Origin of the sequence: Pseudoalteromonas holothuriae (genome assembly GCF_945859825.1) — a bacterium.
In the GTDB taxonomy this organism is placed as follows: Bacteria; Pseudomonadota; Gammaproteobacteria; order Enterobacterales; family Alteromonadaceae; genus Pseudoalteromonas; species Pseudoalteromonas holothuriae.
In genome coordinates, this window is record NZ_CAMAPC010000017.1 from 1 (window position 1) to 26351 (window position 26351).

Annotated in this window: 13 protein-coding genes and 2 tRNA genes; 5 read left to right on the forward strand and 10 right to left on the reverse strand. The window is 41.3% G+C overall.

The features are described from left to right. Positions 1-48 precede the first annotated feature (48 nt). A tRNA-Asn gene (locus tag OCI93_RS16600) sits at positions 49-125 on the reverse strand. Positions 126-144: 19 nt separating this feature from the next. Further along, positions 145-221: transfer RNA gene (locus OCI93_RS16605), tRNA-Asn, on the reverse strand. A gap of 1027 nt (positions 222-1248) precedes the next feature. Between OCI93_RS16605 and OCI93_RS16610 the strand changes: the two genes are divergently transcribed. The 3 genes from OCI93_RS16610 to OCI93_RS16620 all read left to right on the forward strand — a co-directional run bounded on the left by OCI93_RS16610 (position 1249) and on the right by OCI93_RS16620 (position 8257). Next, complete coding sequence (locus OCI93_RS16610) at positions 1249-2628, forward strand: MATE family efflux transporter (protein ID WP_261591779.1); 1380 nt, start codon at positions 1249-1251, stop codon at positions 2626-2628. Further along, positions 2625-4637 carry an excinuclease ABC subunit UvrB gene (uvrB, locus tag OCI93_RS16615; protein WP_261591780.1) on the forward strand — a complete coding sequence of 671 codons (2013 nt, stop codon included), beginning with the start codon at positions 2625-2627 and terminating at the stop codon, positions 4635-4637. The genes OCI93_RS16610 and uvrB overlap by 4 nt, the downstream gene beginning before the upstream one ends. Positions 4638-5329: 692 nt before the next feature. Next, complete coding sequence (locus tag OCI93_RS16620; protein WP_261591781.1) at positions 5330-8257, forward strand: TonB-dependent receptor domain-containing protein; 2928 nt, start codon at positions 5330-5332, stop codon at positions 8255-8257. Between the two features lie 82 nt (positions 8258-8339). On the opposite strand, the gene OCI93_RS16625 is transcribed toward OCI93_RS16620, so the two are convergent. Beyond that, on the reverse strand, positions 8340-10559 hold the full coding sequence (locus tag OCI93_RS16625) for a TonB-dependent receptor (RefSeq protein ID WP_261591782.1): 2220 nt from the start codon (positions 10557-10559) through the stop codon (positions 8340-8342). A 431-nt stretch (positions 10560-10990) separates the two neighbouring features. Next, entirely contained in the window at positions 10991-13315 is a 2325-nt protein-coding gene (locus OCI93_RS16630) for a DEAD/DEAH box helicase (RefSeq protein WP_261626857.1), read from the reverse strand. Between the two features lie 107 nt (positions 13316-13422). Between OCI93_RS16630 and OCI93_RS16635 the strand changes: the two genes are divergently transcribed. After that, on the forward strand, positions 13423-14253 hold the full coding sequence (locus OCI93_RS16635) for a M90 family metallopeptidase (protein WP_261591784.1): 831 nt from the start codon (positions 13423-13425) through the stop codon (positions 14251-14253). Between the two features lie 107 nt (positions 14254-14360). Next, positions 14361-17537 (forward strand): amidohydrolase family protein, encoded by a 3177-nt coding sequence (locus OCI93_RS16640; protein WP_261626858.1) that lies wholly within the window; start codon positions 14361-14363, stop codon positions 17535-17537. A gap of 203 nt (positions 17538-17740) precedes the next feature. Here the strand turns inward: OCI93_RS16640 and OCI93_RS16645 are convergent, their stop codons facing one another. The 6 genes from OCI93_RS16645 to OCI93_RS16670 form a co-directional block, all read right to left on the reverse strand. Then, positions 17741-20494: a tetratricopeptide repeat protein gene (locus OCI93_RS16645; protein WP_261591786.1), complete on the reverse strand. Its 2754-nt coding sequence runs from the start codon at positions 20492-20494 to the stop codon at positions 17741-17743. A 585-nt stretch (positions 20495-21079) separates the two neighbouring features. Then, entirely contained in the window at positions 21080-21841 is a 762-nt protein-coding gene (locus OCI93_RS16650; RefSeq protein ID WP_261591787.1) for an ATP-binding cassette domain-containing protein, read from the reverse strand. Next, a complete protein-coding gene (locus OCI93_RS16655) occupies positions 21826-22833 on the reverse strand; it encodes a peptide ABC transporter ATP-binding protein (RefSeq protein WP_261591788.1) in 1008 nt (335 codons plus the stop codon). The genes OCI93_RS16650 and OCI93_RS16655 overlap by 16 nt, the downstream gene beginning before the upstream one ends. Continuing rightward, positions 22833-23726, reverse strand: coding sequence for an ABC transporter permease subunit (locus OCI93_RS16660; protein ID WP_261591789.1), 894 nt, complete (start codon positions 23724-23726; stop codon positions 22833-22835). Before OCI93_RS16660 ends, OCI93_RS16655 begins: the two co-directional genes overlap by 1 nt. After that, a complete protein-coding gene (locus OCI93_RS16665) occupies positions 23713-24747 on the reverse strand; it encodes an ABC transporter permease (RefSeq protein WP_261591790.1) in 1035 nt (344 codons plus the stop codon). The genes OCI93_RS16660 and OCI93_RS16665 overlap by 14 nt, the downstream gene beginning before the upstream one ends. Continuing rightward, positions 24747-26351, reverse strand: coding sequence for an ABC transporter substrate-binding protein (locus OCI93_RS16670; RefSeq protein ID WP_261591791.1), 1605 nt, complete (start codon positions 26349-26351; stop codon positions 24747-24749). Before OCI93_RS16670 ends, OCI93_RS16665 begins: the two co-directional genes overlap by 1 nt.

The window sequence follows — 26351 nt, forward strand, 5'->3', positions numbered from 1 at the left end:
CCGTCGCTCTAACCAACTGAGCTAAGGGGGAACGATTACATTAACGATTGGCTCCCCCTCCCCGACTCGAACGGGGGACCTGCGGATTAACAGTCCGTCGCTCTAACCAACTGAGCTAAGGGGGAATCGTTATGATGAAAAACTTGGCTCCCCCTCCCCGACTCGAACGGGGGACCTGCGGATTAACAGTCCGTCGCTCTAACCAACTGAGCTAAGGGGGAAGCGTGTATCTCTCAACGGGGCGAAATATTAATGACCCCATAGCAAGGTGTCAACTAATAAAGTGACATAAAACTAAAAAACTGTCTTATTCGCTGCTTTTATACCCGATTTGCTGAAATTTATTGCAATTAGGTTTCGTGACAGAGTATTTGCTTAAGTGGTGAAACTTAGTCGATAGTCTAAATTTTGTATCAAACGTGCGATTATTAAGCTTTTGAGTTGATTATTAGTCGAATAGGGTGTTTTATAAACTTTTCTTTTTGATCTACATTGTGAGTACAAGATCGTTGATAAAAGATCAGGTAGAAGGAGAGTAAAATTTGTGCTCAATTTTGCTTGGTGCGCGATTGTTGTGTGCTACCACCCTATGAAAGCAGCATAGATTATCTGTGTATATTTTAAAGTGTATATAAAACAGAGGGTTAATTATTTGTTTTGTTTAACTAAATAAACTGGGGTAGTTTAAGGTACGAAAGGGGGTGGCTTTTTTTATAATGTTTTTCGTTGTGCTGCAAGCAGTTTTGATGAGAGATCAACTTGTCAGTATTAGCAGCTTGAAAATGATCTCTCTGCAGAGCCTTATTTTATTGGTGTTTATTGACTTATCCACGGAATCTGTGGATAACATTGTTTATTAATATTTAAGAAGTGTGTCAAAGCTATGAAAATAGAGCCCTGCGAGCATTTCAATATATTTCCTTAAATTATTTTTTACCCATAAAATCAATTGCTTATTAAAATCGCTTTTTATTGGCGCAGATTTTGATATAAGTGAACTTTTTATGACCAAAACGCCCTTTTGTTGTGCAAAAAAAATACGCTTAGGTGTTAAAGGTGTAACTAATTTGTCATTTAAAGGGGTTTTGTGCGCTTTTAGCCAGTAACTCGGTCTATTCAAGGCGAAAGTCATTGTTCTATGCATATTTAAAGTAAAAAGAGCAACGATAAAATGATTGATGAATTGACTGGGTTTAAAGCCTGGGATGATTTAAAATACCCGGCTTATTATAGGAGAACACGCATCATATGTCGTCTGTGCACAATCCAAATAAAGACAATGATATCTTAAGTGCAGATATCGCCACTACTTTGAAACGAATGACCATACCAATGATTTTTGGCATGATCACCTTAATGATGTTTAATATTGTAGACACGTTTTTTATTAGTATGTTGGGCACTGAACAGTTGGCTGCTGTCAGCTTTACTTTTCCAGTGACGTTTACGGTAATAAGCCTTGCAATAGGACTTGGTATTGGCACCTCGGCGGTGATAGCTAAGGCACTTGGAGAGAATAATATTGCAGAGGCAAAATTTGATGCGACGATTGCACTGTTAATATCAGCGGTCTTTGTATTTTGTTTATCGGTGCTTGGCTTTTTGTTCATTGACCCTATCTTCAAGTTATTAGGTGCTAATCATCAAGTTATGCCTTATATCTATGATTACATTTCAATTTGGTTTTTAGGCAGTGTCTTTTTAATTACACCGATGATTGGTAACTCAGTGTTGCGTGCCAGCGGTGATACTAAAACACCAAGTTTTATCATGGGATTTGCAGGTTTGATAAATGCGGCTCTTGACCCTCTTCTGATATTTGGCGTTGGACCATTTCCTGAGTTAGGTATTAAGGGTGCAGCAGTAGCAAGTGTTATAGCATGGTCGGTTGCTATGGTGATCATTTTGTATTTGCTAGCAATTAAAAAGCGTTTACTCAGCTTGCAAGGCGATCAGCAAGGTGTAGTTAGTGCAAGTCGAAAAATACTCAAGATTGGCTTTCCTGCTGCGGGAGCGAATATGCTAACCCCTTTGGCTATGGCAGTTATGACTGCCATTGTTGCAAGTTATGGGCCAGAGGCTGTTGCAGCTTTTGGTGTAGGCAGTCGTATAGAATCAATAGCAAGTTTAGTCGTTTTGGCTTTATCAATGACTTTACCTCCTTTTGTTAGCCAAAACTTCGGTGCGGGAAAATATGATAGGGTTCAGCAAGCTTACAAACAAACGCTAAAATTTGTTATGTTGTGGCAGCTCTTTATTTATCTTTTATTGTTGGTATTTTCAGGTCTGATCAGTCGTACTTTTGGTAATGAGCCTGAAGTTGTGCGTGTAATAGAACTGTTTATCTATATCATGCCGCTGGGTTACGGGCTACAAGGCATTATTATTTTAACTAATTCGTCATATAATGCGTTGCATAAGCCTATGAATGCACTAGCATTGAGTGTAGTAAGATTGTTTGTTTTTTATGTGCCCTTTGCCTATTTGGGCGCTTTACTTGGAGATCTGACTGGTCTATTTATCGGCGCCGCAGTTGGTAATTTGGTAACGGCGTTAGTTGCGTATAAGTGGTTTAATAGTAGCCTAGCGAGAATGCAAAACGCATCATTGAAGGAGTATGCAAGATGAATGATGAATTTAAATTAGTATCACCGTTTTCTCCAAGTGGCGATCAACCTACCGCAATTGCACAGTTATGTGATGGCTTAGAGGCAGGACTGGCGCATCAAACATTATTAGGTGCAACGGGTACTGGTAAAACGTTTACCATGGCCAATATTATTAGTAACTTGAACCGCCCAACCATCATTATGGCACATAATAAAACGCTAGCAGCGCAGCTTTATGGAGAAATGAAAGAGTTCTTTCCTGATAATGCGGTGGAGTACTTTGTATCTTATTACGATTACTACCAGCCAGAAGCTTATGTGGTTGCCAGCGACACCTTTATAGAAAAAGATGCGTCAATTAATGAGCATATCGAGCAAATGCGGTTATCAGCAACTAAGGCATTACTGGAGCGCAGAGACACGATTATTGTAGCATCGGTATCAGCTATTTATGGTTTGGGTGACCCTGACTCATACATGAAAATGATGTTGTTACTTAAAGTGGGTGATAGCGTTGATCAACGCGATATGCTCCGACGCTTAGCGGAGTTGCAGTATACTCGAAATGATATGGACTTTAGCCGAGGCACTTATAGAGTGCGTGGTGAGGTAATTGATGTTTTTCCTGCAGAGTCAGACTCTTACGCTATTCGTGTTGAAATGTTTGATGATGAAATTGAGCGTATCAGTATGTTTGACCCGCTCACGGGCGCGGTTGAGAAACATTTAATTCGTGCTACGATTTATCCAAAAACTCACTATGTAACGCCACGCGAAAAAATTCTAGGTGCCATTGAGAATATCAAAGTCGAACTAAAGTCACGTCGTGCACAGTTACTTGATAACAATAAACTGGTTGAAGAACAGCGGGTTGCTCAACGCACGCAGTATGATATTGAAATGATGACTGAACTGGGTTATTGCTCTGGCATTGAAAACTATAGTCGTTATTTGTCGGGTAGAACGCCTGGCGAGCCGCCGCCAACATTACTTGATTATTTACCTGATGAAGCGTTAATGATCATTGATGAGTCACACGTTACTGTGTCACAAATTGGGGCTATGTATAAGGGCGATAGAAGTCGCAAAGAGAACCTAGTGGAATATGGTTTTAGGTTACCTTCGGCTATGGATAACCGGCCTTTAAAGTTTGATGAATTTGAAGCTATCGCACCGCAGACTATTTATGTATCAGCCACGCCTGGTGATTTTGAAATGGATAAATCAAATGGTGATGTGGCAGAGCAGGTGATCCGGCCAACAGGTTTGCTCGACCCTGAACTTGAAGTGCGTCCAGTTTCAACTCAAGTAGATGATTTATTGTCTGAAATATACCTACGTGTCGAGAAAAAAGAACGCGTATTGGTCACCACGCTTACCAAGCGAATGTCAGAAGACTTAACTGATTATTTAAATGACCACGATGTAAAAGTGCGCTATTTACATTCGGATATAGATACGGTTGAACGAGTAGAGATCATTCGAGATTTACGCAAGGGTGTATTTGATGTGTTAGTAGGCATTAACTTACTTCGTGAAGGTTTAGACATGCCTGAAGTGTCGTTGGTCGCTATTTTAGATGCTGACAAAGAAGGTTTTTTACGTTCTGCACGGGCGCTTATTCAGACTATAGGTCGTGCTGCGCGCCATTTAAATGGTAAAGCTATTTTGTATGGCGATGTGATCACCAAATCAATGCGCAAGGCCATTGATGAAACTGACCGACGCCGTACTATTCAACATGCATACAACCAAGAGCATGGTATTGAACCTCAAGCACTGGTGAAGAAAATCACCGATGTGATGGATATAGGCGAAGAGGTAACCGAACAAAGCACTGTGACTACTATGCACAAAAAGCTGGGTAAAGGCCAAACAGCGATTAGCGACCCTAAACAACTTGCAGCACAAATAAGTGAGCTTGAAACTAAGATGATGCATCATGCCCGTGAACTTGAGTTTGAGCAAGCGGCTAAAGTACGTGACCAAATTCATGAGCTGCAACAGCTGTTATTAGGTATATCTTAAAATCAAACGTGTATTCAATGTAAATAAACAGCCTGTGAAATAAAACTATTTTTTGGTAAAAATTGATACTATGTGGCGCATTTACGTCATATTCTGGTAAACATGCCCTAATTGTATTAAATAAATGACCCTATTTTACGACAGATAAGTAGCTTAGTAACTAGGCAAAAATTTCGGTATGTTGTTATTCTACAAGAGTCATTTTTAACGCAGTTAATGAGTCTGTTAGTTCGCTAAAAAGATCAATTGTTTTAATGAAATTGGTATTACACATTGTATCGTTAATTTTATCATTTGCGATTTTATGTATAAGTTCAATTTTAAAAGCCGCCACTAGTGTAATTACTTGTCGTTGTTTAAAACCTGTCTCCACTTCTCTTTAAAGTTACCCTGATATTAAGTATAATTCTTTAAGTTCATGATAATTAGTTGAATAATCCTATTTGACAACCTTGGTTGAGTAATTACTAAAGTGTGTGTTACATACATTATTGGCTTAGAGTAACGATTTAATTTGAGTTTTGTAAAAAAATAGATACATTTTTGTTTTAATTGGTAAAAAAATATATCTCAATTATTTTTGTGTTGGTAGTTAATGTTGTAAATATAGGAACTGAGGGTGTGAAACATTTTGATACAACTCTTGTTACATCCTACGGATAATAAATAATTCAAACAAAAGGGATAACACAATGTTTGCTAAAAATAAAATTGCTAGCGCAATGCAAACTTATTGTCTAATTGCTACGGCTTTGTCGGGCTCAGTATTAGCAGAAGAACAGAAACAACCATCACAAGAGCTCGAAAAAATTCAGGTAACTGGCTCAAGAATTGCCCGTTATGAGCTATCGCAACCATCACCAACAATCACTATAACAAGTGAGCAAATTGAACAGGCTGGGATCCCAGATCTTGCATCTGTTCTTGCTGAATTACCTGCAATCGGCGCGACAGGAACGCTTCGAGCAAACACCGGTAGTAGTGAAAATGCAGGGTCAAGCTCAATTGACTTACGTCGTTTAGGAACCGATAGAACACTGGTACTTGTTAACGGTAAGCGACATGTTGCTGGTCAACAAGGTTCTGCAGTGGTCGACCTTTCAACAATTCCGACGGCAATGATTAAGCGTGTTGAGGTAATCACGGGCGGTGCATCGGCTATTTATGGTTCAGATGCAGTATCAGGGGTTGTTAACATCATTACTCGTGATGATTTTGAGGGCCTTGAACTTAAGGCAAGCTTTAGTGATTCACTTCACGGTGTTGGAAATCAAAGCAAAACGTTTAGCCTTGTTGGTGGTGTTTCTACCTCTGATGGCAAAGGTAATGCAACAGTATACATAACCAAAGACACGGTTAATGAGGTGATGGAACGTGATATGCCCCATTATAGTGAAAGCAGCTATGTTGCAAACCCTGCAGATACGGGGGAAGACGATGGTATTGTTGATAGAATATGGGCGCCAAATATCCTTTCTGAATGGATAAGCCAAACCAGTGTTTTAGATTTTATTGGGTCTAATTATACATTTGATAATGCTGGCAATGGTCAGTTAATGCCAGTAAGGGGATTATCTAACTCAGCTGCATTTGGTAGCTTCCCAGATGGGTGTGAGTTGTGTTTTTCGACCACTCGTTATGAAAACTTTTTGCCTGAGCGTGATAAAGTCTCCGTCGGCTCCTTTTTTAACTATCAACTGAGCGATAATGTTAAGTTTTATTCTGATGTAAAATTTGTCCGCTCTGATATTTTTCAGCAAGCTCAACCTGCATATCGTTTTGGTGAAGGTGATACCGTTAACCTACTTGAAAACCCTTATGTACCTGACGAGGCAGTAGACTACTTTGCAGATAAAGATATGCAAGTGGTTACAATCAATAAATTTTTTGATGAAATAGGCAACCGAGAAGCCCGCAATAAGCGAGAAACTTTTAGACTAGTATCTGGTATTGCAGGAGACTTTACGCTCAGTGATACATTATTTGATTATGATGTTTATTATTCTTATGGTCGTACTGAGAATGATCGTGTACAAGCAAATGATCTTATTATAGGAAACTGGGTTGCTGCGTTAGATACTGTGATCGATCCAGAAACAGGTCTGGCAGATTGTCGCTCTAATGTTGCGTCGAAACAAGGTGAAGGTTATTCAAATCCTGCTACTGTCGATGTTAATAACTGTGTACCTTACAACCCATTTGGTTATGATCAAGCATCTGATGAAGCAAAGGCTTGGATTAGTGCCAATGTCACTAGAGAAGATACAATAAAGCAAAGGTATTTTGGTGGCTCTATCTCATTTGATAGTATGGAGTGGTTTGAGTTGCCCGGTGGTGCAATGGGCATGGCATTAGGTTATGAAAAACGTTGGGAGTCTTCAGGCTCTATAACGGATGAGTTAACTAAATCTGGTGCACTGAATGAAGTAGCAACACCTGATACATACGGTCAGTATGATGTGTCAGAGTGGTTCGTAGAAGTTAACTTACCTTTACTTTCAGATGCGTTTCTTGCTCATGAACTAAGCCTAGATGGTGCATTTCGTCGAGCTGATTATTCTCATGCAGGTGAAGTAGATGCATGGAAAGTTGGCTTTATGTGGTCTCCGTTTGAAGGTTATAGCTTGCGTGGTACATACAGTGAGGCGGTAAGGGCCCCGAATGTGACTGAAGCATTTTCTCCGCGTAGTCCTGACTTTGCACGTGTTTGGGATCCATGTGATAACACGCGACTTGCTAACAACCCTAACAGAGCTGCAAATTGCGCAGCATTGGGTATTCCTGCAGATCATGTTGGACAAGATAATGCGAGTAAGCGGGTAATTTTGGGTGGTAATCCAAACCTTACACCAGAAGAGTCAACCTCATTTACAATCGGTTTTGTTGCAACTGCGTTTGAAGACTTATCTTTTAGTATTGATTACTACGATATTGAAATTACAGATGCTATTCAGTCTATTGAACCTCAAACAGTTGCTAATAATTGTGTAGATGGTCCAGAGCTAGACCCACAATTTTGTGGTCAAATAAGGCGTGATCCAAGTAATAACTCTATCACGTTTGTAGAGTCAGGCTACCTTAATACCGCTAAATTAGCACTCTCTGGTGTAGAGGCCGATATTAACTATAAATTTGATTTAGCTGATCTTTCATTACCTGGTCAAGTAAAACTGAATTTGTTTGTTAATCATGTGTTGGATTACGATTCATTTGAATTTCAAAATAGACCAGATGTCAGAGACCGAGAAGATGGACAGATGGGTGACCCAACATGGCAAGCTACGTTCAGGGCTAGCTATAAATTGGATGATATAAATGTAACATGGAGTAGCAGGTTTATAGACAGATCTGCCATTATTGACTTACGTGAAGGTGTTAACTCGCAAGGGAAACAATTAGGTGATAATGAAGAAGATAGGCAATACGCTTATGCTCCAAGTATGACATATCATGATGTTTCTGCTCGATATTCAGGACTAAATAAATTAAGCCTAGAAGTGGGTATTCGTAATGTATTTGATAAAATATTACCAGAATACGTTGGTGGGGCAGGTGTAGACTCTGCTATTTATGATCCATGGGGTCGAAGAGCTTTCGTAAATATAAGTTATAGATTCTAAGCGATAGTTTAGAAAAGGCCATAATTTCAAATTATGGCCTTTTTAATTTAAACAAAACCTTAGGTAAGCTTAAAGAGAGTAATTAGAATGTAGCGCGATAGCGTACACCAAACTCGCTGGCGTCGTTGCTCTTGATAACTAAAATGTAGTCACCTGTGTTTATGCGTGCATCATCATAGCGCTCATCAAATATATTACGACCATATAATGAGATATCCCAGTTGGCATTCACTGGTGCATATGAGATATCAAAATTAGTGGTGGTACGGTCATCAATTTGCGTCATACGGCGTGGGTCTGAACTCGGTTCACCATACATGCCATCACGATAAGAAATATCCATGCGTGCTGTAACCGCTGCGCCATTGCTTAACTCAAATTCATAAGAAGGGCTGATTGATGCGGTCCACTCAGGTGTAAGCGGTGCGACTGGCTTAACCCCATTTTGTTCTTGCACGTCTACATCCATAAAGCCAAAGCTTGAGTGCACAGTGAAACGGTCCGTTACATAATAGGTGCTTTCAAACTCAACACCGCGCGAGGTTTGCTCAACAATCAAGTTGTTAGTATCAAAACCTGCGTCAGTTACCACGTTAACTTGATAAGGTAAGTCATCATACTCGGTATTGAAAAACGCCACGCTCATGCTGAAATCATCTGTTAGCTGGCCCTTAAAGCCGGTTTCATAGTTGATTGCACTGATGTTGTCGCTGGCCAAAAAGGCATTATTAGCACGAACCGCTGCAGCGGCTTCTTCTTGCTTATCAAAACCACCGGCACCAAAGAACTGACCAATTAAAAAGTAAGGGCGGGCAGGGTACTGACCTGATTGATAACCCGTCTGTACGGTAGTATACCAATTTAAGCCACTCTCAAAGGTGTAGTTGGCGGCAAGTTCCCAAGAAATTTCATCCCACTCACGGCTTGAGTAAATAGTGCCAACAGGATCGAATACATTAGTAGACGCTGATTTGTCATCTTCGGTATAACGCACACCACCAGAGATACGAAGGTCATCAGTGGCGTCATAACCTACATTTACAAATACTGCGCGGCTTGTGGTTTCTTGGTCAAGCTCTAGCTTGGTTGGGCCACCATCAAAGCTTGCTTCTGATGCATCTTGACGGTTGCTACCTTCTTCATTAAACCAGTAAACGCCAGTGACAAAATCAGCACGGCCTAAATAGCCTGTCAGTTGTAACTCAACTGAGGTTTGATCTGCCCTACCACGCTCAGGGTAGTGATCAAGCGCTGCTGCTGTACTGTCATCATCAAGGCCTGCCTTGTACTCAGATGAGCGTTTAGAGAAGATGAATTTAGTCCCATAATCAGCTGTAATATCGTATTCAGCTGTGAATGAAACACCATTGGCTTTGTTTGAAACGGTTGACGTTTCCATCGTGCTAGTAGCGTTATCGTATGGGTCTATTGTGGTATCTGTATTGCGTAGGCCATTTTTATATAAACGGCCGTTTGGCATTTCGTCAATCAACGTGGTGTAAGGGCGAGTACCGCCTTCACCATCGTTTGCATCGGCAGTAAATACAAGGCGTAAATCTTCGCTGGCATTGTATTTGATTGAAACACGACCATGAAACTCTTGGTTTTCACCTACGTCATACTCTGCATTTGGTAAATTTACGAATTCACCCAACCCACCACGACGGTTAAAGCCCATATTAAAGTTAAAGGCTAAGTCTTCGCTAACAGCTTGGTTTGTGAAAATACTGCCTTTTAGACGACCACGAGTGCCTACTTCAGTGCTTACTTTAGTCACCGCGTCTTGATCTGGCTGCTTAGTAATGATGTTAATCGCGCCACCAATTGAGTTACGACCGTAAAGTGTGCCTTGTGGACCACGTAATACTTCAATACGCTCAATGTTAGCTAGGTTCCAATTTTGGCCTACTTGGCGGCCTAAATATACGCCATCTACATATACGCTTACGCCAGGGTCTGTGGTGATCAAATGATCTTGCAGACCTATACCACGAATGAACGGGTTAGCTGAAGAATTGTGACCTGCTGAAAAGCCAGTGATATTTAAATTAGGAACAAATTTACCCACATCAGTAATGTCTGAGATACCTTGTGATTCAAGGTCATCACCTGAGAATGCACTCATAGCAATGGGTACTTCATAAATAACTTGCGAGCGTTTGGTTGCCGTTACAGTAATGGCTTCAATTTTTGATTTCTCAACTTGTGCCTCTGCTGCCATTACTGACGCTGCAGAAAAATTTGCCAGTGCTACTGCTAATGCGCCTGCAATTGGGTTTAAGTTACGTACTGTGGTGCTCATATTTGTTCCTCAGAAACGGTTAAAATTTTTAAATCTCGTGTGTTTCGGTTATGACGATGTGACTCGCCGCGAGGAATCTTGCTACGCGGGAAACGCCAACCGTTGAATGCAGTTAATATAAGCTTCATGATGTAAAATACGCGCGTGAAAAAACGCAACCCCCTGTGGGAGACTGCTATTAAATTCTTTATAAGGCTAATTACAAAAATGAAAGGCCAGCAAAAGCTGCTATTCGATTGGGCGGGCATTATACAATCACACGTAATAACTTGGCAATAAAAATTAGTTAGGCTGTTCGGTTGGCGTGCCTTTTTTGAATACATTTATTAAAAAAAAGCACGAAAACGTAAAAATTAACTCAATTGTGTTCTGTTAGCGCAAAGCGTGCAGTGAAGTACACTCATGAAGAACTGGTGAACGTTTTGATATTGTTACTTTACATCAACTACTTTACTGGCTTTTTTGTATCGTATTTTAAAGCCAGGCCAAGCGGGAATCTCCCATTTTTTTGGGGCTTCCTTGCGATTACCACTGACGTAATTTAATAAAATACGTTTGGCGGTAAATGAGTACTCAACTTGCATTAATAAATCGTTGAGCTTTACATGCAGTGGGTGCTTTTCGATAAACGGCTCAAGCTGCCAAGTTTCAAGCTGTTGGTAGAATAGGTCTTGTGGTTCAATCAGTGCAATATCATCTTGTTCACACAGTCCAATTTCTCCGAGTTTATCGTGTAAATATTGTTTTGGTGAAATTATTTCACAAGGCGTGTTGTGAGCTTGATAATACAGCTGATGCTGAGCAAGCGACTGGGTAATTTGCTCACCTGCTGGTACGAGTAATTTGTCACTTAAAATCAAGTTTACACAAGCATCAATCAAAATATTGCCACTGGCTTTTATAAGCTGTTCATTAAGGTGTCGACCAGCAAAAGTTTGTACACATCTCACCATAATTTGGCCGTCATCTACAGTGGCACCTAAGATTTGCTGTTGTCCTAAATTAAGTTGTGCCACCATTTGTAAGGTAATCGGTGCATTGACAGTGGCAAGTGTCATGGCTTGTTTTGTGCCTTTGCCCGCTAATGCGTATGTGTCGATGACCAACATCGCTTCGCAATTGTCTTTGATGCGAGTTTCTTTTGCTGGTATCACTTCACTGTCGCCATTACCAAATGCGCCTCTGCGATTATTACGCTTTACAAATACCCAGTCGGGTTTTGCTGTTGCGATTGCTTGCACTAGCTTAGTTCTGTCATAGCTTGCGGCATGTTTGCGCTCTGGTAGGTCAAAAGCAAGGCGCAGCTGGTCGCTAAATTGCTTGGCTTCTCGCATTGCATCATGGTCGAAATCAACACAACTCAGTTGTTCACGTACCAAGGCAATTGCCAGCTCTAAGTCGCAATGATTCGGAAGTTGTTTATTCAGCTCTTCTTTGCGCTCGGTATTGCTGGGCAGCTGATAAACGCGAGCAGGCACACTGAGTACTGCAACTGCGTCAACCATCGCTTGTTGTAACGATTTACTGGGCATGGCATTAATTATATAGGCCAGTTCGGCATCAACTGGGAGTGGATAGAGCGCTTTACCAAGTTCAGTGGCTTGTTGTTGCTCATCTATGGCAGCAATTTTTATTAACTTACTTAGAGCTGCTGTTTTTGAGGTTTCTGGTAGTGCTTCAATAAACTCTAAACTATCAACTCCATTACTTGAACACCCCGCTGCTAGTACCAGTTCAGTGAGACTTTCTCGATGAATTTCAGGTGGGGTTGTTACAATAAGGGGGGCATGTTCACCATATAAACGAATGCAAATACCCTGTTGTGTGCGTCCAGCCCGGCCTAATCGTTGCTTAGCAGAATCTTTGGCAATAGCCTCTAAACTCAGGACGGTTTTACCGCCTCTTAGGTGTGTGCGCCGTTCAAGCCCTGAATCAATCACGCAGCTGACGTTGGGTATAGTCAAAGACGTTTCTGCGACATTGGTTGCTAATATCACCCTTTGGATATTTTGTACATTCAATGCTAGTTGCTGTTCTGATGCACTGCATCCACCGTATAAACGTACGATTAATACTGGTAGTTGGTTTAATGTTGACGCAACCGTCTGAATTTCTCCTTTTCCGGGTAAAAACACTAAAATATCGCCGCAGGTGTTTATGATTGCTTGCTCACATGCCATTTTTACGCGTTCAGGCAAATCATGTTTATTAGGCATAGTACGGCTGTCATCGGCCATAAATAGCTCTTTGACAGGGTACATTTTACCTTCTGAATACAACGCACAGGCATTTAAATAACGCAGCAAGGGTTGGGTATTTAACGTCGCGGAGGTAACAATGAGTCGAAGGTTTTGTTGCTTAAGTAGTGCAAGTAACAAGTCCATATCCCAGCGACGCTCATGAAATTCATCGAGCATAACGACATTGAAATCGCTCAGTTGATTGTCAAAGTACCAACGAAGTGCAACCCCTGGGGTGGCAAAAACAACTTGTGTGTGTTCATCAAAATGATGTTCAAAACGAATGGCATATCCAATTTGCTCACCCAGTTGAGTGTTTGCTTGTTGCGCTAAGTATTCAGCCAAAGAAGTACAAGCAATTCGACGAGGCTCTATTACCAGTACTCGTCCTTGTGCGCGAGCCCACAATGGTAAACAGGTAGATTTGCCCGACCCCGTAGCAGCGCTGACAACTACATGATTTTTACTTATAGTGGCTATAAACTCGGGTTGAATAGCTGCGATGGGAAGTGTCATTAAGACCTGTTCTTGGTTAACTCAATAAAGGTAAATTTTACCAAAGCTATATTGAAATTACTGCAATTTGTACCAACTATATTTAAAAGAGCGATTAAGTAATCAAAATGATAAATATTTTTCTATTGCTGGTACTGGTGGTTTTTGTGGTCGTGTATTGGCGTTGGCAGTCTATCCAAACTGTAATTTGGGCAAAAAAATACCAAGCGCAAAATTTGTCACATATTGATAAGCAAGTGTTGCTCAAATATATGCCAATTTATCGAGCCATGACCGATGCTGATCGAACTGCTTTGGAAAAGCACATTGTTTGGTTTTTAGGTGAAAAACGACTATTAGGTCGTGATGGATTAAAAATAAACCGTGCCATGGCGCTTATTGTTGCCGCTGATGCGTGCTTGCTCGTACTTAAACAAGCGTGGCCACTGTACCCTAATGTGAAAGAGGTTTTACTCTACCCCAGCAGCTATTACGTACCACAAACGAACACTGATGGTGCTGGCTTGGTTAACTACCATACCTCAATTAGGCAAGGGGAATCTTGGCCCGGAGGTACGTTAGTGTTGAGTTGGCATGATGTGCTTGAAGGTAACCGTTTACCTGGCGATGGTCATAACTTGGTATTTCATGAGTTTGCCCACCAATTAGATCAACAAACAGGGCAAACTAATGGTACGCCTCAGTTAAAAAGCAAGCAAGAGTACGCCGATTGGGGACGAGTGTTTGCGCGTGCTTACAATAATTTGAAAAGCCATGTGGCATATCAAATGCCACATGTAATGCATAGTTATGGTGCTACCAATGAAGCAGAGTTTTTTGCTGTACTGACCGAGACATTTATTGAAAAGCCAGCGCAATTAAAAAACTATGACCCCGAACTTTACCGTCTATTGATATGTTACTTTGAGTTTGATCCGAGCGACTGGCAGCGCGGTTAATCATGGCTTTTTTCAATAGCCGCAAAAATATGTATTTGATGGCATTTTACTGGCAACTTTAGTTCATTTTTGTTGTGATGGGCTAAATTTAAGTTGAGAGTCTAATAATGAAGAAAAAACAGTTTTATAGCGCACTGTCGCTCTCTATTGCACTCGCGTTGGGCAGTGCCCACGCAGAAGAAAGCAAATCAGAAAAATGGAATGTGGATGCACCACAAGGTGAGTTTTTAGATGCTAACATCTCTGTGACTCAGGGCACTTGGATGAATGTGGATATAAGCCCAGACGGTAAGACCTTAGTGTTTGACTTACTGGGTGATATTTATACGATGGCGGCCTCTGGTGGTGAAGCAACACAGTTAACCAGTGATATTGGTTGGCAGATGCAACCGCGTTTTAGTCCAGATGGTCAACATATCGCCTTTACCTCGGATCAGGGCGGGGGTGACAATATTTGGTTGATGAAAGCAGATGGAACAGAGCAAACAGCAGTGACAAACGAAACGTTTCGTTTGTTAAATAGCCCAGCTTGGAGTCCTGATGGAGACTACCTTGTAGCGCGTAAGCATTTTACAGGTACGCGTTCATTAGGTGCCGGTGAAGTTTGGATGTATCACAAATCCGGTGGTACGGGCTTTCAGCTAACTAAACGTGCGAACGATCAAAAAGACTTAGGTGAACCGGCGTTTTCACCTGATGGCCGCTACGTTTACTTTTCTCAAGATGCTACACCGGGTAAAACGTTCCACTATTCAAAAGACTCAGTTGCCGGCATATATAAAATTAAGCGTTATGACAGAGATACGGGCGAAATTAAAGTCATTCTATCTGGCATGGGTGGGGCTATTAGGCCAACACCTTCACCTGATGGTAAAACATTGGCGTATGTGAAGCGCGATGATTTTCAAAGCAGTTTGTATTTGTACGACTTAGCGTCGGGTAAAGAAACTAAGCTATATGGTAACCTTGAGCGCGACATGCAAGAAACGTGGGCCATTCACGGTGTTTACCCAACAATTGCATGGACCCCTGATAACGAAAATATTGTATTTTGGGCTGGCGGTAAAATTCATCAACTAGCAGTGAAAGACAAGTCTATCAAAACCGTTGAATTTGCGGTTAATACGACGAAAAAAATTCAAAAAGCACTGCGTTTTGCACAAAACCTTGATCAAGACCAGTTTGATGTAAAAATGTTGCGTAATGTGCAGGTATCACCCAATGGCGAAACCGCGATATTTGAAGCTATGGGCCACATTTATAAGCGTGATCTAGCATCTGGCAAAGTTGCTCGCTTAACCTCACAGAACGACCACTTTGAGTTTTTCCCTCAGTTCTCACGTGATGGCAAGAAGATTGCCTACACCACTTGGGACGATAACAAGCAGGGCAGTGTTCGGGTAGTTTCAGCTAGTAATGGTAAAGGCAAAACGATAACGACTGAACCGGGTAAATATGTAGAGCCTTCATTTAGCCCTAATGGTCAAACCGTGGTATTTCGCAAAACGCGTGGTGGTTCGATTTTAAATCCACAGTGGTCACTTAAGCCGGGCCTTTATCAGGTATCAAGTAACGGTGGCAAGCCTGAACTGATCAGTGAAAGTGGCTATCAAGCCCAGTTTGCTGCTAGTAATGATATCCTTTATATGATGGACCATGGTAAGCACCCTGAACTTCGCTCAATTGAATTAGCAACTAAAAAGACACGGGTATTGTATGAAGCCAAACATGCGACTGAGTTTAGAGTATCTCCAGATGGTAAATACCTAGCATTCGCTGAGCGCTTTAAAGTATTTGTAACGCCATTTGTGCAAACCGGTAAAACTATTTCGATTTCTCCTACCGACAAACAGTTCCCAGTTGAGCAGCTCTCACAGCGTGCAGGTGAAAACATCAGCTGGAGCGCTAAAGGCGATAAGCTTTACTGGAGCTTAGGCCCTGAACTTTATCATGCAAACCTCGATGGTATGTTTGATATTAAGCAAGATAAGGCAGCTGACTTTAAAGTGAAAAGCGGCACCAATATTGGCTTTAAGCAAGATATGGCTGAGCCTGAGGGTATGATTGCACTAACGGGTGCGACGATTGTGACCATGCAGGGTGATAAGGTTATTAAAAATGGTGTGGTTTTAACCGATGGAAAGCACATTAAAGCCGTTGGTACAGCAGCAGAAGTAGCAATACCTCAAGGTGTAGAGGTTGTTGATGTAGCTGGTAAAACAATTATTCCTGGTCTGGTTGATGCACACGCGCATGGCTCACAAGCAAGTGATGAGATTGTACCAGAGCAAAACTGGAAGAACCTTGCTGGCTTATCTTTGGGTGTAACCACCATTCATGACCCATCTAACGATACCACCGAAATTTTTGCTGCAAGTGAAATGCAAAAAGCGGGCAAAATTGTAGGCCCACGCATTTTCTCAACAGGCACCATTTTGTATGGGGCTAATGTACCGGGTTACACGGCGCACATTGATTCACTTGATGACGCTAAATTCCACATTGAACGTTTGCAAAAAGTGGGCGCATTTAGTGTTAAATCATACAACCAGCCTCGTCGTGAACAACGCCAACAAGTCGTCGAAGCGGCTAGAGAGTTAGGCATGATGGTGGTGCCCGAGGGTGGGTCACTATTGCAACATAATCTAACCATGGTTGTTGATGGTCATACAGGTGTTGAGCATTCACTGCCAGTTGCCAATATTTATGATGATGTTAAACAATTATGGTCGCAAAGCGAAGTTGGTTATACGCCGACATTAGGTGTAGCCTACGGGGGAATTTGGGGTGAAAACTATTGGTATGATAAAACGGATGTTTGGAATCACCCGCGTTTAAGTAAGTTTGTGCCTAAAAACCAGTTATTACCGCGTTCTATGCGCCGTGTAAAAGCACCTGAGCATCACTATAACCATTTTAGCAACGCCAGAGTGTCTAAAGAGCTGCAAGATGAGGGGGTATTGGTAAACTTAGGTGCGCACGGTCAGCGTGAAGGCTTAGCGGCACATTGGGAAATTTGGATGTTTGCTCAAGGTGGTATGACGCCGCTTGAAGCATTGCGTGCGGCAACGCTAGACCCTGCTAAATATGTAGGCTTAGACCAGCACATTGGCTCTATTGAAGCGGGTAAGTTGGCTGATTTAGTAGTGATTGATGGTGACCCACTAAGTAATATTCGCGATACAGATAAAGTGGCTTATACCATGATTAACGGTCGCTTGTATGATGCTGCGACCATGAACGAAGTCGGCAAAAAGCAAAGAGATAAGTTATTTTTTGAGTAAATAAGTAAAAAAAGGAAGGCATAGCCTTCCTTTTTTATGTTGATACATTTGCCACTATTGGAGACATATCAGTATGCGTAGCAAGATAATAGATTTAAATAGTCTACTTGGTTAGCTTGACTTGCATATAATCGATATGGTGAAGTTTTTTTGCTCAACCTATTAATTTGTTTGAGGTTATTTAAATTTTTTGTCATAATTTATTAAAGATTAGGTACTCCATTATGACTTTGTTCTTTTTTAACGCTGAAAATGAATTTAGCACCGCCAAACTCTGAACGTTCGCAATGAATTTTTCCATCGAGTACTTGTGAAACAAGGTTAAAGGTAATATTAAGACCCAGTCCAGCATGGCCTTTATGACGAGCTAAAGTATAAAATGGCTCAAATATTTTGCTACGTTCACTATCATTAATACCTACACCGTCGTCTTCAACAATTACCTCATAAAATTCGCCAATATCACGCATTGTCACATAAAGGTTTAACATGTCATTAGGCTCAGCATGTTCAATAGCATTGCTGAGTAATTGTTCAATAACTTGAAGTAAAGGGTCAATATAAGTGGTTATTTCACTTTGTGTTACTGCAACTAAAGTGACGTTTTGTGGTTTACCCAAGGCGTTAAAGGCCGTATGGAACGCAGTATTGACGATTTCTTCAAAGCGATAGGTTACTTGCCCCTCTCCCTTTGCCGAAACAGCAACGCGTTTAAATTGTTCTACCAACGCTGAGGTACGTTTTATTCCGGTAAAAATAAGGTCAGCACTTTGAATTGAGATGCTCAGGCATTTTATCAATTCTTGTTTCGATAATGTGCCTTTATCAGTCATCACTTCCAACTGCTTTAATTGCGCATTTAAGTGAGTGACTGCCATGATCACAGTACCTAAAGGGGTATTAATTTCATGAGCTAAGCCGGCAACTAAAGAACCTAATGCTGCCATTTTCTCTGCTTCAACTAGGCTTTGCTGCGTTGCTTTTAGGTTATCAAGTGCAGCTTCTAAATCATGTGTTCGTTGCTTTACCCGCTGTTCAAGTTCTGTATTTAAAACAACTAAATCAGCTTCTTGTTGCTTTAAAATAGTAATATCATGCTGTATCCCTGCTACTTTTAACGGCTCGTTGTTACTGCCTATTTCTACAACTTTTCCTTTGTCTTGTACCCAAGTCCACTCGCCATTTTTGGTTTTAACACGATAAGAGACTTCAAACGATTGTTCTTTTTTTTCTAATATCGCATCCAAGCATGCGGTTAAACGCTTAAGGTCGTCACTGTGGATGTTTAAATTCTCCCAATTAGGGTTGATATCATCGCACGGATTCACACCTAATTGACTTGCATTTTCTCGTGAAACTTTTTGTTTTTCAATATCCCAACTCCACAATACATCGCTGCTAGCCCAAAGTGCTAGGCTGAGTTTTTGCTCTTTTTCTTGTATCGCCTCTCGGGATTTATTTGCTAATTGAAGTGCCCGTCGATTATAGAAGAAGCCTAATAAAATCAAAGTACTTAATGCCGCTAATATCATGAAATTACGATTTGTAATTTTGTTATGAAGTTCAGCCTCTGTGAGCATAGATTCTTGTTTGATAAATTTTAAATTGCGTCGCGTTTCATTAATATTGTTTTTTACTATGAGCATTTCTATACGCTGCTGACTAGAAAGATCAAATAATGTGTCTCTGCTTGACTGATAAGTTCTTTGCATTTTATAGGCTGTTTTATAATTGCCAAGATCTGCATATGTTTGTGACAATAAATCATAGGCTTTAAGCAGCACGACATTTTTTTGAGCTTTTTTAGCATACTCAATCGCTTTAAGTAATTGTGTTATCGCAAGCTCAGGTTGGCCTGTTAAATTTGAAAGGTTGCCATGTTCCAAAAAGCCTTCAGCGATTCGGGCTGTTTCATTACTCTTTTGATAAGTTTGCATTGCAGCGTCTAAGATTCGTCTAGCATCGTCGTAACGCTGCTCGGTAATCGCAATGCGTCCCAAATATAGGTTTGTCGAACTTAGTAACTTTCGGTTTTTGAGTTTGTTCGCTAACGACTCAGCTTTGGTTAAATAAGCTTTAGCCGCTTCTAAGTCACCGGCTAAACGATAAGTTTCGCCTAAGTTATTAAACGAGAATACCATCCCTCGCTCGTAGCCTAGTTTGCGTTTGAGTTCGAGTGATTTTGTGTGCATGTTTATGGCTTCTTGATATTTACCAAGGTCTTTGTAAATAATTGCGGTGTTGTTATAACTAATGGCGAGCTTTCTTTGGTCGCCGATTTTTCTGTGTCCTTCAATCGCTCGCAATTGATAGCTTAGCGCATTATCAAAGTCACCGACAAAACGATACATTAAACCAATGCTCCCTAGAGAGCTAACTTCTCCTTTGATATCATTTACCGCAATATAATTATTTTTGGCCTTCAAGAACCACTCATATGCCTGAGGTATTTTATCTTGATAATCATACATATTAGCGATGGCTGTTTGTGCATCAGCTATTTTCTTGAGGTCGCCTTTTTTTTCGAGCATAGATAATGCTTCAAATCCATCCGATAAAGCCAATTCATAGTTCCACAGCTCTACGTACACGTCCGCACGGTGATAAAGGGCCTCTACGGAAATGTCTGAAAATCCTGCGCTTTTAGATTCATTAATTACTGTGTCGAGTAAAATTAATGCATCACGCTGTTTACCTAGCATAGTCAGCGCTACACCTTGCCATAGTTGCAATAATAACCTTTGTTGAGGATATTGTTGAAGCGGTAAATTTGGTGTGAGGGACTGAGCAAGTGCTAACGCTTCTCTGGCATTCACATTTGACTGTGCTTTCATGTATTGATTAAGCAACAACAATTGTTGTTTACCACTTGCGGCTTTCACCTGCTGGGGGGTCGGTGCAGATGGCATTGCATAAAAGCTTACAAATAAAAATATGAGTAATAACCGGATAAGCATTCATAATCTCTATGAGCTTAGAATATACCAAAGTTTAGAGCCTAAATCGTTGGTTAGCGAATCGAATATTTAAACCTATTATAGTGAGTAGGTTTGCTCCATGGTTTGTACTAAGTCGATTTGAGTAAAGATGGCAAAGTCATTGCCTGGGGCGCAGCCAACTTAGCTTTATTCGCACATGGCTGATTGATGCTAATCCGTTATAATAAACAAGTTTATTGTTATGCATAACTAAATAAACATAATAAGATTCAACAAGCAAAAATTGCAACGATGAAAGCTGATGGAAAACGGTTCAAAATCGTCTTCGGGCATTTTTTCTACGTTATTATCTAGCTTACATAGAATATCTATGGATACAAGTTTTGCCTTGCCAAAACCCCCGAATGACTGCTGTAAAAACGCACAGCAAAAATCAACAGCCTCTAAATAAATGACCCGATATCCCGACTGATAAATGGCTTAGTAATTAGGCAAAAATTTGGGTAGGTCGTTATTCTATTTGAGTAAATTTTAATATAGGGGTGAAAATCCATTAGGACTAGAGTGGGTTGTACCTATCAATTGAACGCCGAATATATGATATTAAACATTCAACAGTCGCTGCATGACGCGTGATTTTGGTTCAGCGAATATAGCCAGTGTATTGCCGTATTCAGCCACTTTACCTTTATTAAGCACCAGTAATTGATCGCTCATATGCTTTACTAAGCTTAGGTGGTGGGTGATAAGCACATAGCTAAGCCCAGACTCTCGTTGTAACTCTAACAGTAAGTTAACTGTTTGTGCTCTTACTGAAGGGTCAAGAGATGACAGAGCCTCATCTAATACTACCACTTTGGGGTCTAAAATTAACGCTCGTGCTAATGCCACACGTTGCAATTGCCCGCCACTGAACATATGGGGGTAATATTCATAGTGCTCAGTAAGTAATCCCACACGAGTCAACGTATGTTTAATCTTTTTATCTCGTTGTTGCTGTGTAAGTTCAGTGTTGAGACTTAAACAATCATCCAGCATGTCACCTATGGTTAAACCAGGGTTTAATGAGCGAGTTGGGTCTTGAAAAATTAATCGAATGTGGCGACATTCATCGCATCGAATACCATCATCTTCGATTGTTTCTCCGTTGAGTAAAATTTGCCCTTTATCTGCGTGATCGGCACCCGCTAACACTCTCGCTAGGGTACTTTTACCTGATCCTGTTTCACCGATAATCGCCAATGTTTCACCTTGACCTACGCAGAATGATATATCTGTTAACACCTGAGCATGCTTGCGTTTGAACACACCCGCACGGGTGCAAAATGATTTATTCAGCGCTTGAACTTTTAAGAGCGGTTGCATTTGGGCTTTTCCTTTACCAGCGGAAAGTGACACGCATAGGTATGACTATGGACTTTACTTTGCGTGGGGGTGACCACACATTGTTTCTGTGCTTGTGGACAGCGAGGGCCAAGGCGACAGCCAATAGGCAGGTGCTGTAATGGCGGAATAGTCCCTTTAAGGGCATAAAAAGGCTCTTTATGAGCAAGCCCTTGCGCGTAATCAGGTAAGCTTTTTACTAATGCCTGAGTGTACGGGTGACATGGTGTGCTAAATACCTTTGCGGTTGGCCCAGCTTCGACCATTTGACCGCAGTATAAAACATGCATCGCATGTGACCAGTCAGTGATCTCTTCAAGCTCATGAGAAATCATCAAAACCGACATGTTTTTTAATTGGTTAAGGCTTTTTAGTAATCTAAAAATTTGCGCTTTGGCTATGCTTTCTAAGGCGGTGGTCGGTTCATCAGCAATCAATAACTTTGGGCTACGTGCTATTGCCATGGCAATCATCACCTTTTGACATACCCCTTCGGAGAGTTCATGGGGGTAGCTGCTGGCGACTTTTTTATCGTCTCTTATCCCCACTTTGTGCAGGAGCGCTTTCACTTTGTTTTTTCGTTCACTACCGCGAGCAAAAAAACTATTTTTAAAACTGCTATCAGGTAATGATTCAGCCACTTGTTCATAAATTTTTGCTGTAGGGTCTAGGCTACGACTTGGTTCTTGATAAATCATTGCCATATCACGGCTAACTACTTTACGGCGTTTTTCAGGGCTTAGTCGCATTAAATCAACGCCTTGCCAATGCATTCTATCTGCTGTGACGCGCCAGCGTTTGTTAAGTACGCCCACAATAGCTTTGGCAATTAAGCTTTTACCTGAGCCAGACTCACCCACTAATGCGTGTACTTCACCTTCTTTAAGGCTTAAGTTTATTCTGTCTACAGCACGTATTACACCGCTTTCGGTGTGCAATTCAATCGTTAAATTGCGAATATCTAATAGCTGCATTAATCCACCTTACGCCCTTTAAGTACTTGCCTTAAGCCATCACCGACTAAGTTTGTAGACAGCACCGCAATGAATAATAACACACCAGGTAGGCCTACTGTCCAAGGCGCGAGGTAAATTAGACTGAGGTTTTCGGCAAGGATGGCTCCCCACTCAGTAGTTGGCGGTTGTGCACCTAACTTTAAAAAGCCAAGAGCTGCAATATCTAAGATAGCAGTTGATAAAGCCATAGTAAAAATGACCACAATATGCTCATAAATATTTGGTAATACCCCACGTGTTAAAATTTGCCATTTAGAGGCACCATCTAGACGAAAAGCACTGATATAGTCTTTGTTTAGTTCTTCAACAACTAGGTTTCTCACTGAATGTATATGCTGTGGTAGTAGAGCAAATATAATCGCCCATACAGTATTGAGTAGGCCAGGCCCGAGCACCGCAATAATAATTATCGCCAGTAGCAAAGAGGGGATTGATAGCGTTATGTCTAGTAAGTGGTTTAACAAACTAGAACGAAATCCTTTGCTTATCCCAGCAAAAGTCCCCAACACAACACCAATTAAAGTGGTAACCAAGGCCGCCACAATCGATAAGCCAAAGGTAAATGTTGCGCCATTCATTAGTCTTGAAAGTACATCTCGACCTAAGTCATCTGTACCAAGTATAAAACGAACATCTCCTAACTCATGCCATGAAGGCGGGAGTAACAGCGCGTCGCCATGTTGTTGGTTAATGCCATAAGGTGCAATAAACGGTGCAGTGAATGCCAGTAGCGTTAATGCAACGAATACCCATAGACCAACCAAAGCTGGATGGTTAGATTTAAACTTACGCCATAACCTAGATAGCGGTGAGCGGTTTGACTCTTCACTAAATAAACTAAACTTTGCCATGGGCCTGATTTCTCGATAATGGGTCAAACAAAGTATGGCTAAATTCAGCCAACATATTCGCTAAAATGACAAACATAGAAACAGCTAATAATCCGCCTTGAATAGCAGGGTAGTCACGTTGGTAGATGCTATCTATAAGCCAGCGGCCAACGCCGGGCCATGAGAATATGACTTCGGTGATCATCGCAAGCGTGATCAAGGTACTAAACTGCAGACCAATCTGTTTTATGACGGGTAACAAAGCGTTTCTCAGTGCGTGATGCATGATTAATTGACGTCGATTTAAGCCTTTTGCCCGAGCAGTTTTAATGTAGTTTTGCTCTAATACATCTAGCATCGAGTCTCGAGTAAAACGAATTAACACTGTGGTTGGATACATAGCCAATACCACAGTAGGCAGTGCTAAATGATGCAGTGCGTCAACAAAGGCAAGCCCTTCATAGGGGAAGCTCTGTAAAATAATATCCAGTAAAATAAAATTGCTAATTGGGTCTACTTCATAGAGTAAGCCAATGCGACCTGACATGGGGAACAAGCCTAGCCCTAAACAAAACACCATAATAAGCAACAAGGCTAGCCAAAAGATAGGTACTGAAAAGCCGAGCAAACTTAAAGAGTTAATCACTTTCTCAGGCCAACGTTTGTGATAAACAGAGGCAATTATACCGCCGGGTATACCAAAAAGAACTGCCATTGCAAGGGCATACACGCATAGCTCTAAGGTGGCTGGAAACAGTTTAACAATTTGCTCAAAAACGGGTTGTCCTGATGAGAGTGAGAGCCCCCAATCACCTTGCACAATGCGTTCTACAAAAGCTAAGTATTGAATGAATATGCCTTTATCTAACTGATATTGCTGTATAAGCTCTTGACTTTGCTCATAAGTGGGGTTTATTTGGCCTGTGATATTACTTAGTAACTCACCCGGAAACATATAGTTCAGTGAAAAAGTAAACACCGTGAGCGTGAATACCATAAAAAGCAGCAGACTCAAGCGCCTTAATAAATATTCAAATAGCATTAGTCTCGCCTCGCCTTACCAAGAGAAATACCGCCAAAGGGGCGCAAGGAGATATCTTTTATGTCACTACTTGTTGCTTGAAAGCGCATTCCATGGGCAATAGGAACCAGTGGTAGCTGCTCGATGATCATTCTTTGAGCTTGATGGTAAAAAACCTTGCGCTGTTCAACATCTGTGGTATCAAGCGCCTGAGTCAGTAGCAAGTCAAACTCAGGGTTGCACCAATTGGCCGGGTTTTTACCACTAAAAGTGGCAGTACAGCTCAGTAGTGGGCTGAAAAAATTATCAGGGTCGGGTGTATCTGCAGCCCATCCTAATAATACGCTATCATGCTCATGCTGACCAATTCGTTCTAGGAAGGTATTCCACTCATATTCGATGATTTGCGCTGAAATACCAATTTGCTTTAAATCACTTTGAATAAGCTCAGCCATTTTGCGCGCATTTGGGTTATATATTCTCGATACGGGCATAGCCCATAGTGTCATACTAAACCCTTGCTCAAAACCCGCTTCGATAAGTAGCTGTCTGGCATAGTCAGGGTTATATGCGGGCATATTTTTTTGTGCTTCATAGGCCCAAGATGAGGGTGGTAAATGTGAGCGTGCAATAATGCCATTACCATAAAACACCGCTTGCATGATTTTTTCAAAATCGACCGAATGTGCCAGCGCTTTGCGGACCAACAAATTATCAAATGGTGGCTTTTCAGTGTTAAAAGCCCAATAGCCAATATTGAGGTTGGGCGCTTTATCAACACGAATGTCAGTTCGCTCGTTAAGCACACTTAACTGCGTGGCACTAGGGTGCGCCGTGATATCACATTCTTTAGTCAGCATTTTTGCAATTCGACTGGTGCCATTGGTGGTTATATCGAAAACGAGTTGTTGCATGGGGACTGGATGTTTCCAGTAATTTTCATTGCGGTGGTAGCGAATGAGGTTATCGCGTAAGTAGTTTTTATATTTATAGGGGCCGGTACCGATAGGGTACATATCAAATAAATCTTTTTGTTCAATGGCAGCTAAGTGGTCAGCATATTCTTTTGATAGAATGACCGCAAAGTCTGTGGCTAAGTTTGATAAAAAGCTACTTTCAGCATTAAACAGCTCAAAACGAACTGTGTAGTCATCTACTTTGACGACTTGTCTAATAAGCTGATCTAAACCAACACTTTGAAAGTAAGGATAGCTGGCATCACCCACAAAGTGATAAGGGTTGTAGACATCAAACAAGCGGTTAAATGAAAACACCACATCGTCGGCTTTGAGTGATCGGGTGGGAGAGAAATAGCTCGTGTGGTGAAACTCGATGTCTTGGCGTAAATAAAATGTCACGGCTTTACCGCTGTTACTCACTTGCCAGTGAGTGGCAATTTCTGGTTTAAACTCTGCCGTTTCGGGGTCAATACTCAGCAGTGTGTCGTAGAGTTGGCTGGCAATTATATCAATGGTTGAACCTGTGGTTGTGACTTGCGGGTTAAAAGACACAGGGTTTGCCTCAGCGCAATATACTAATCCTTGCGTTTTTCTAATGGTTTGTTGGCTAGCATCTATACAGCCTAGCAAGTAGGTACATAACGCACCTAGTAGCAAATTACGCAC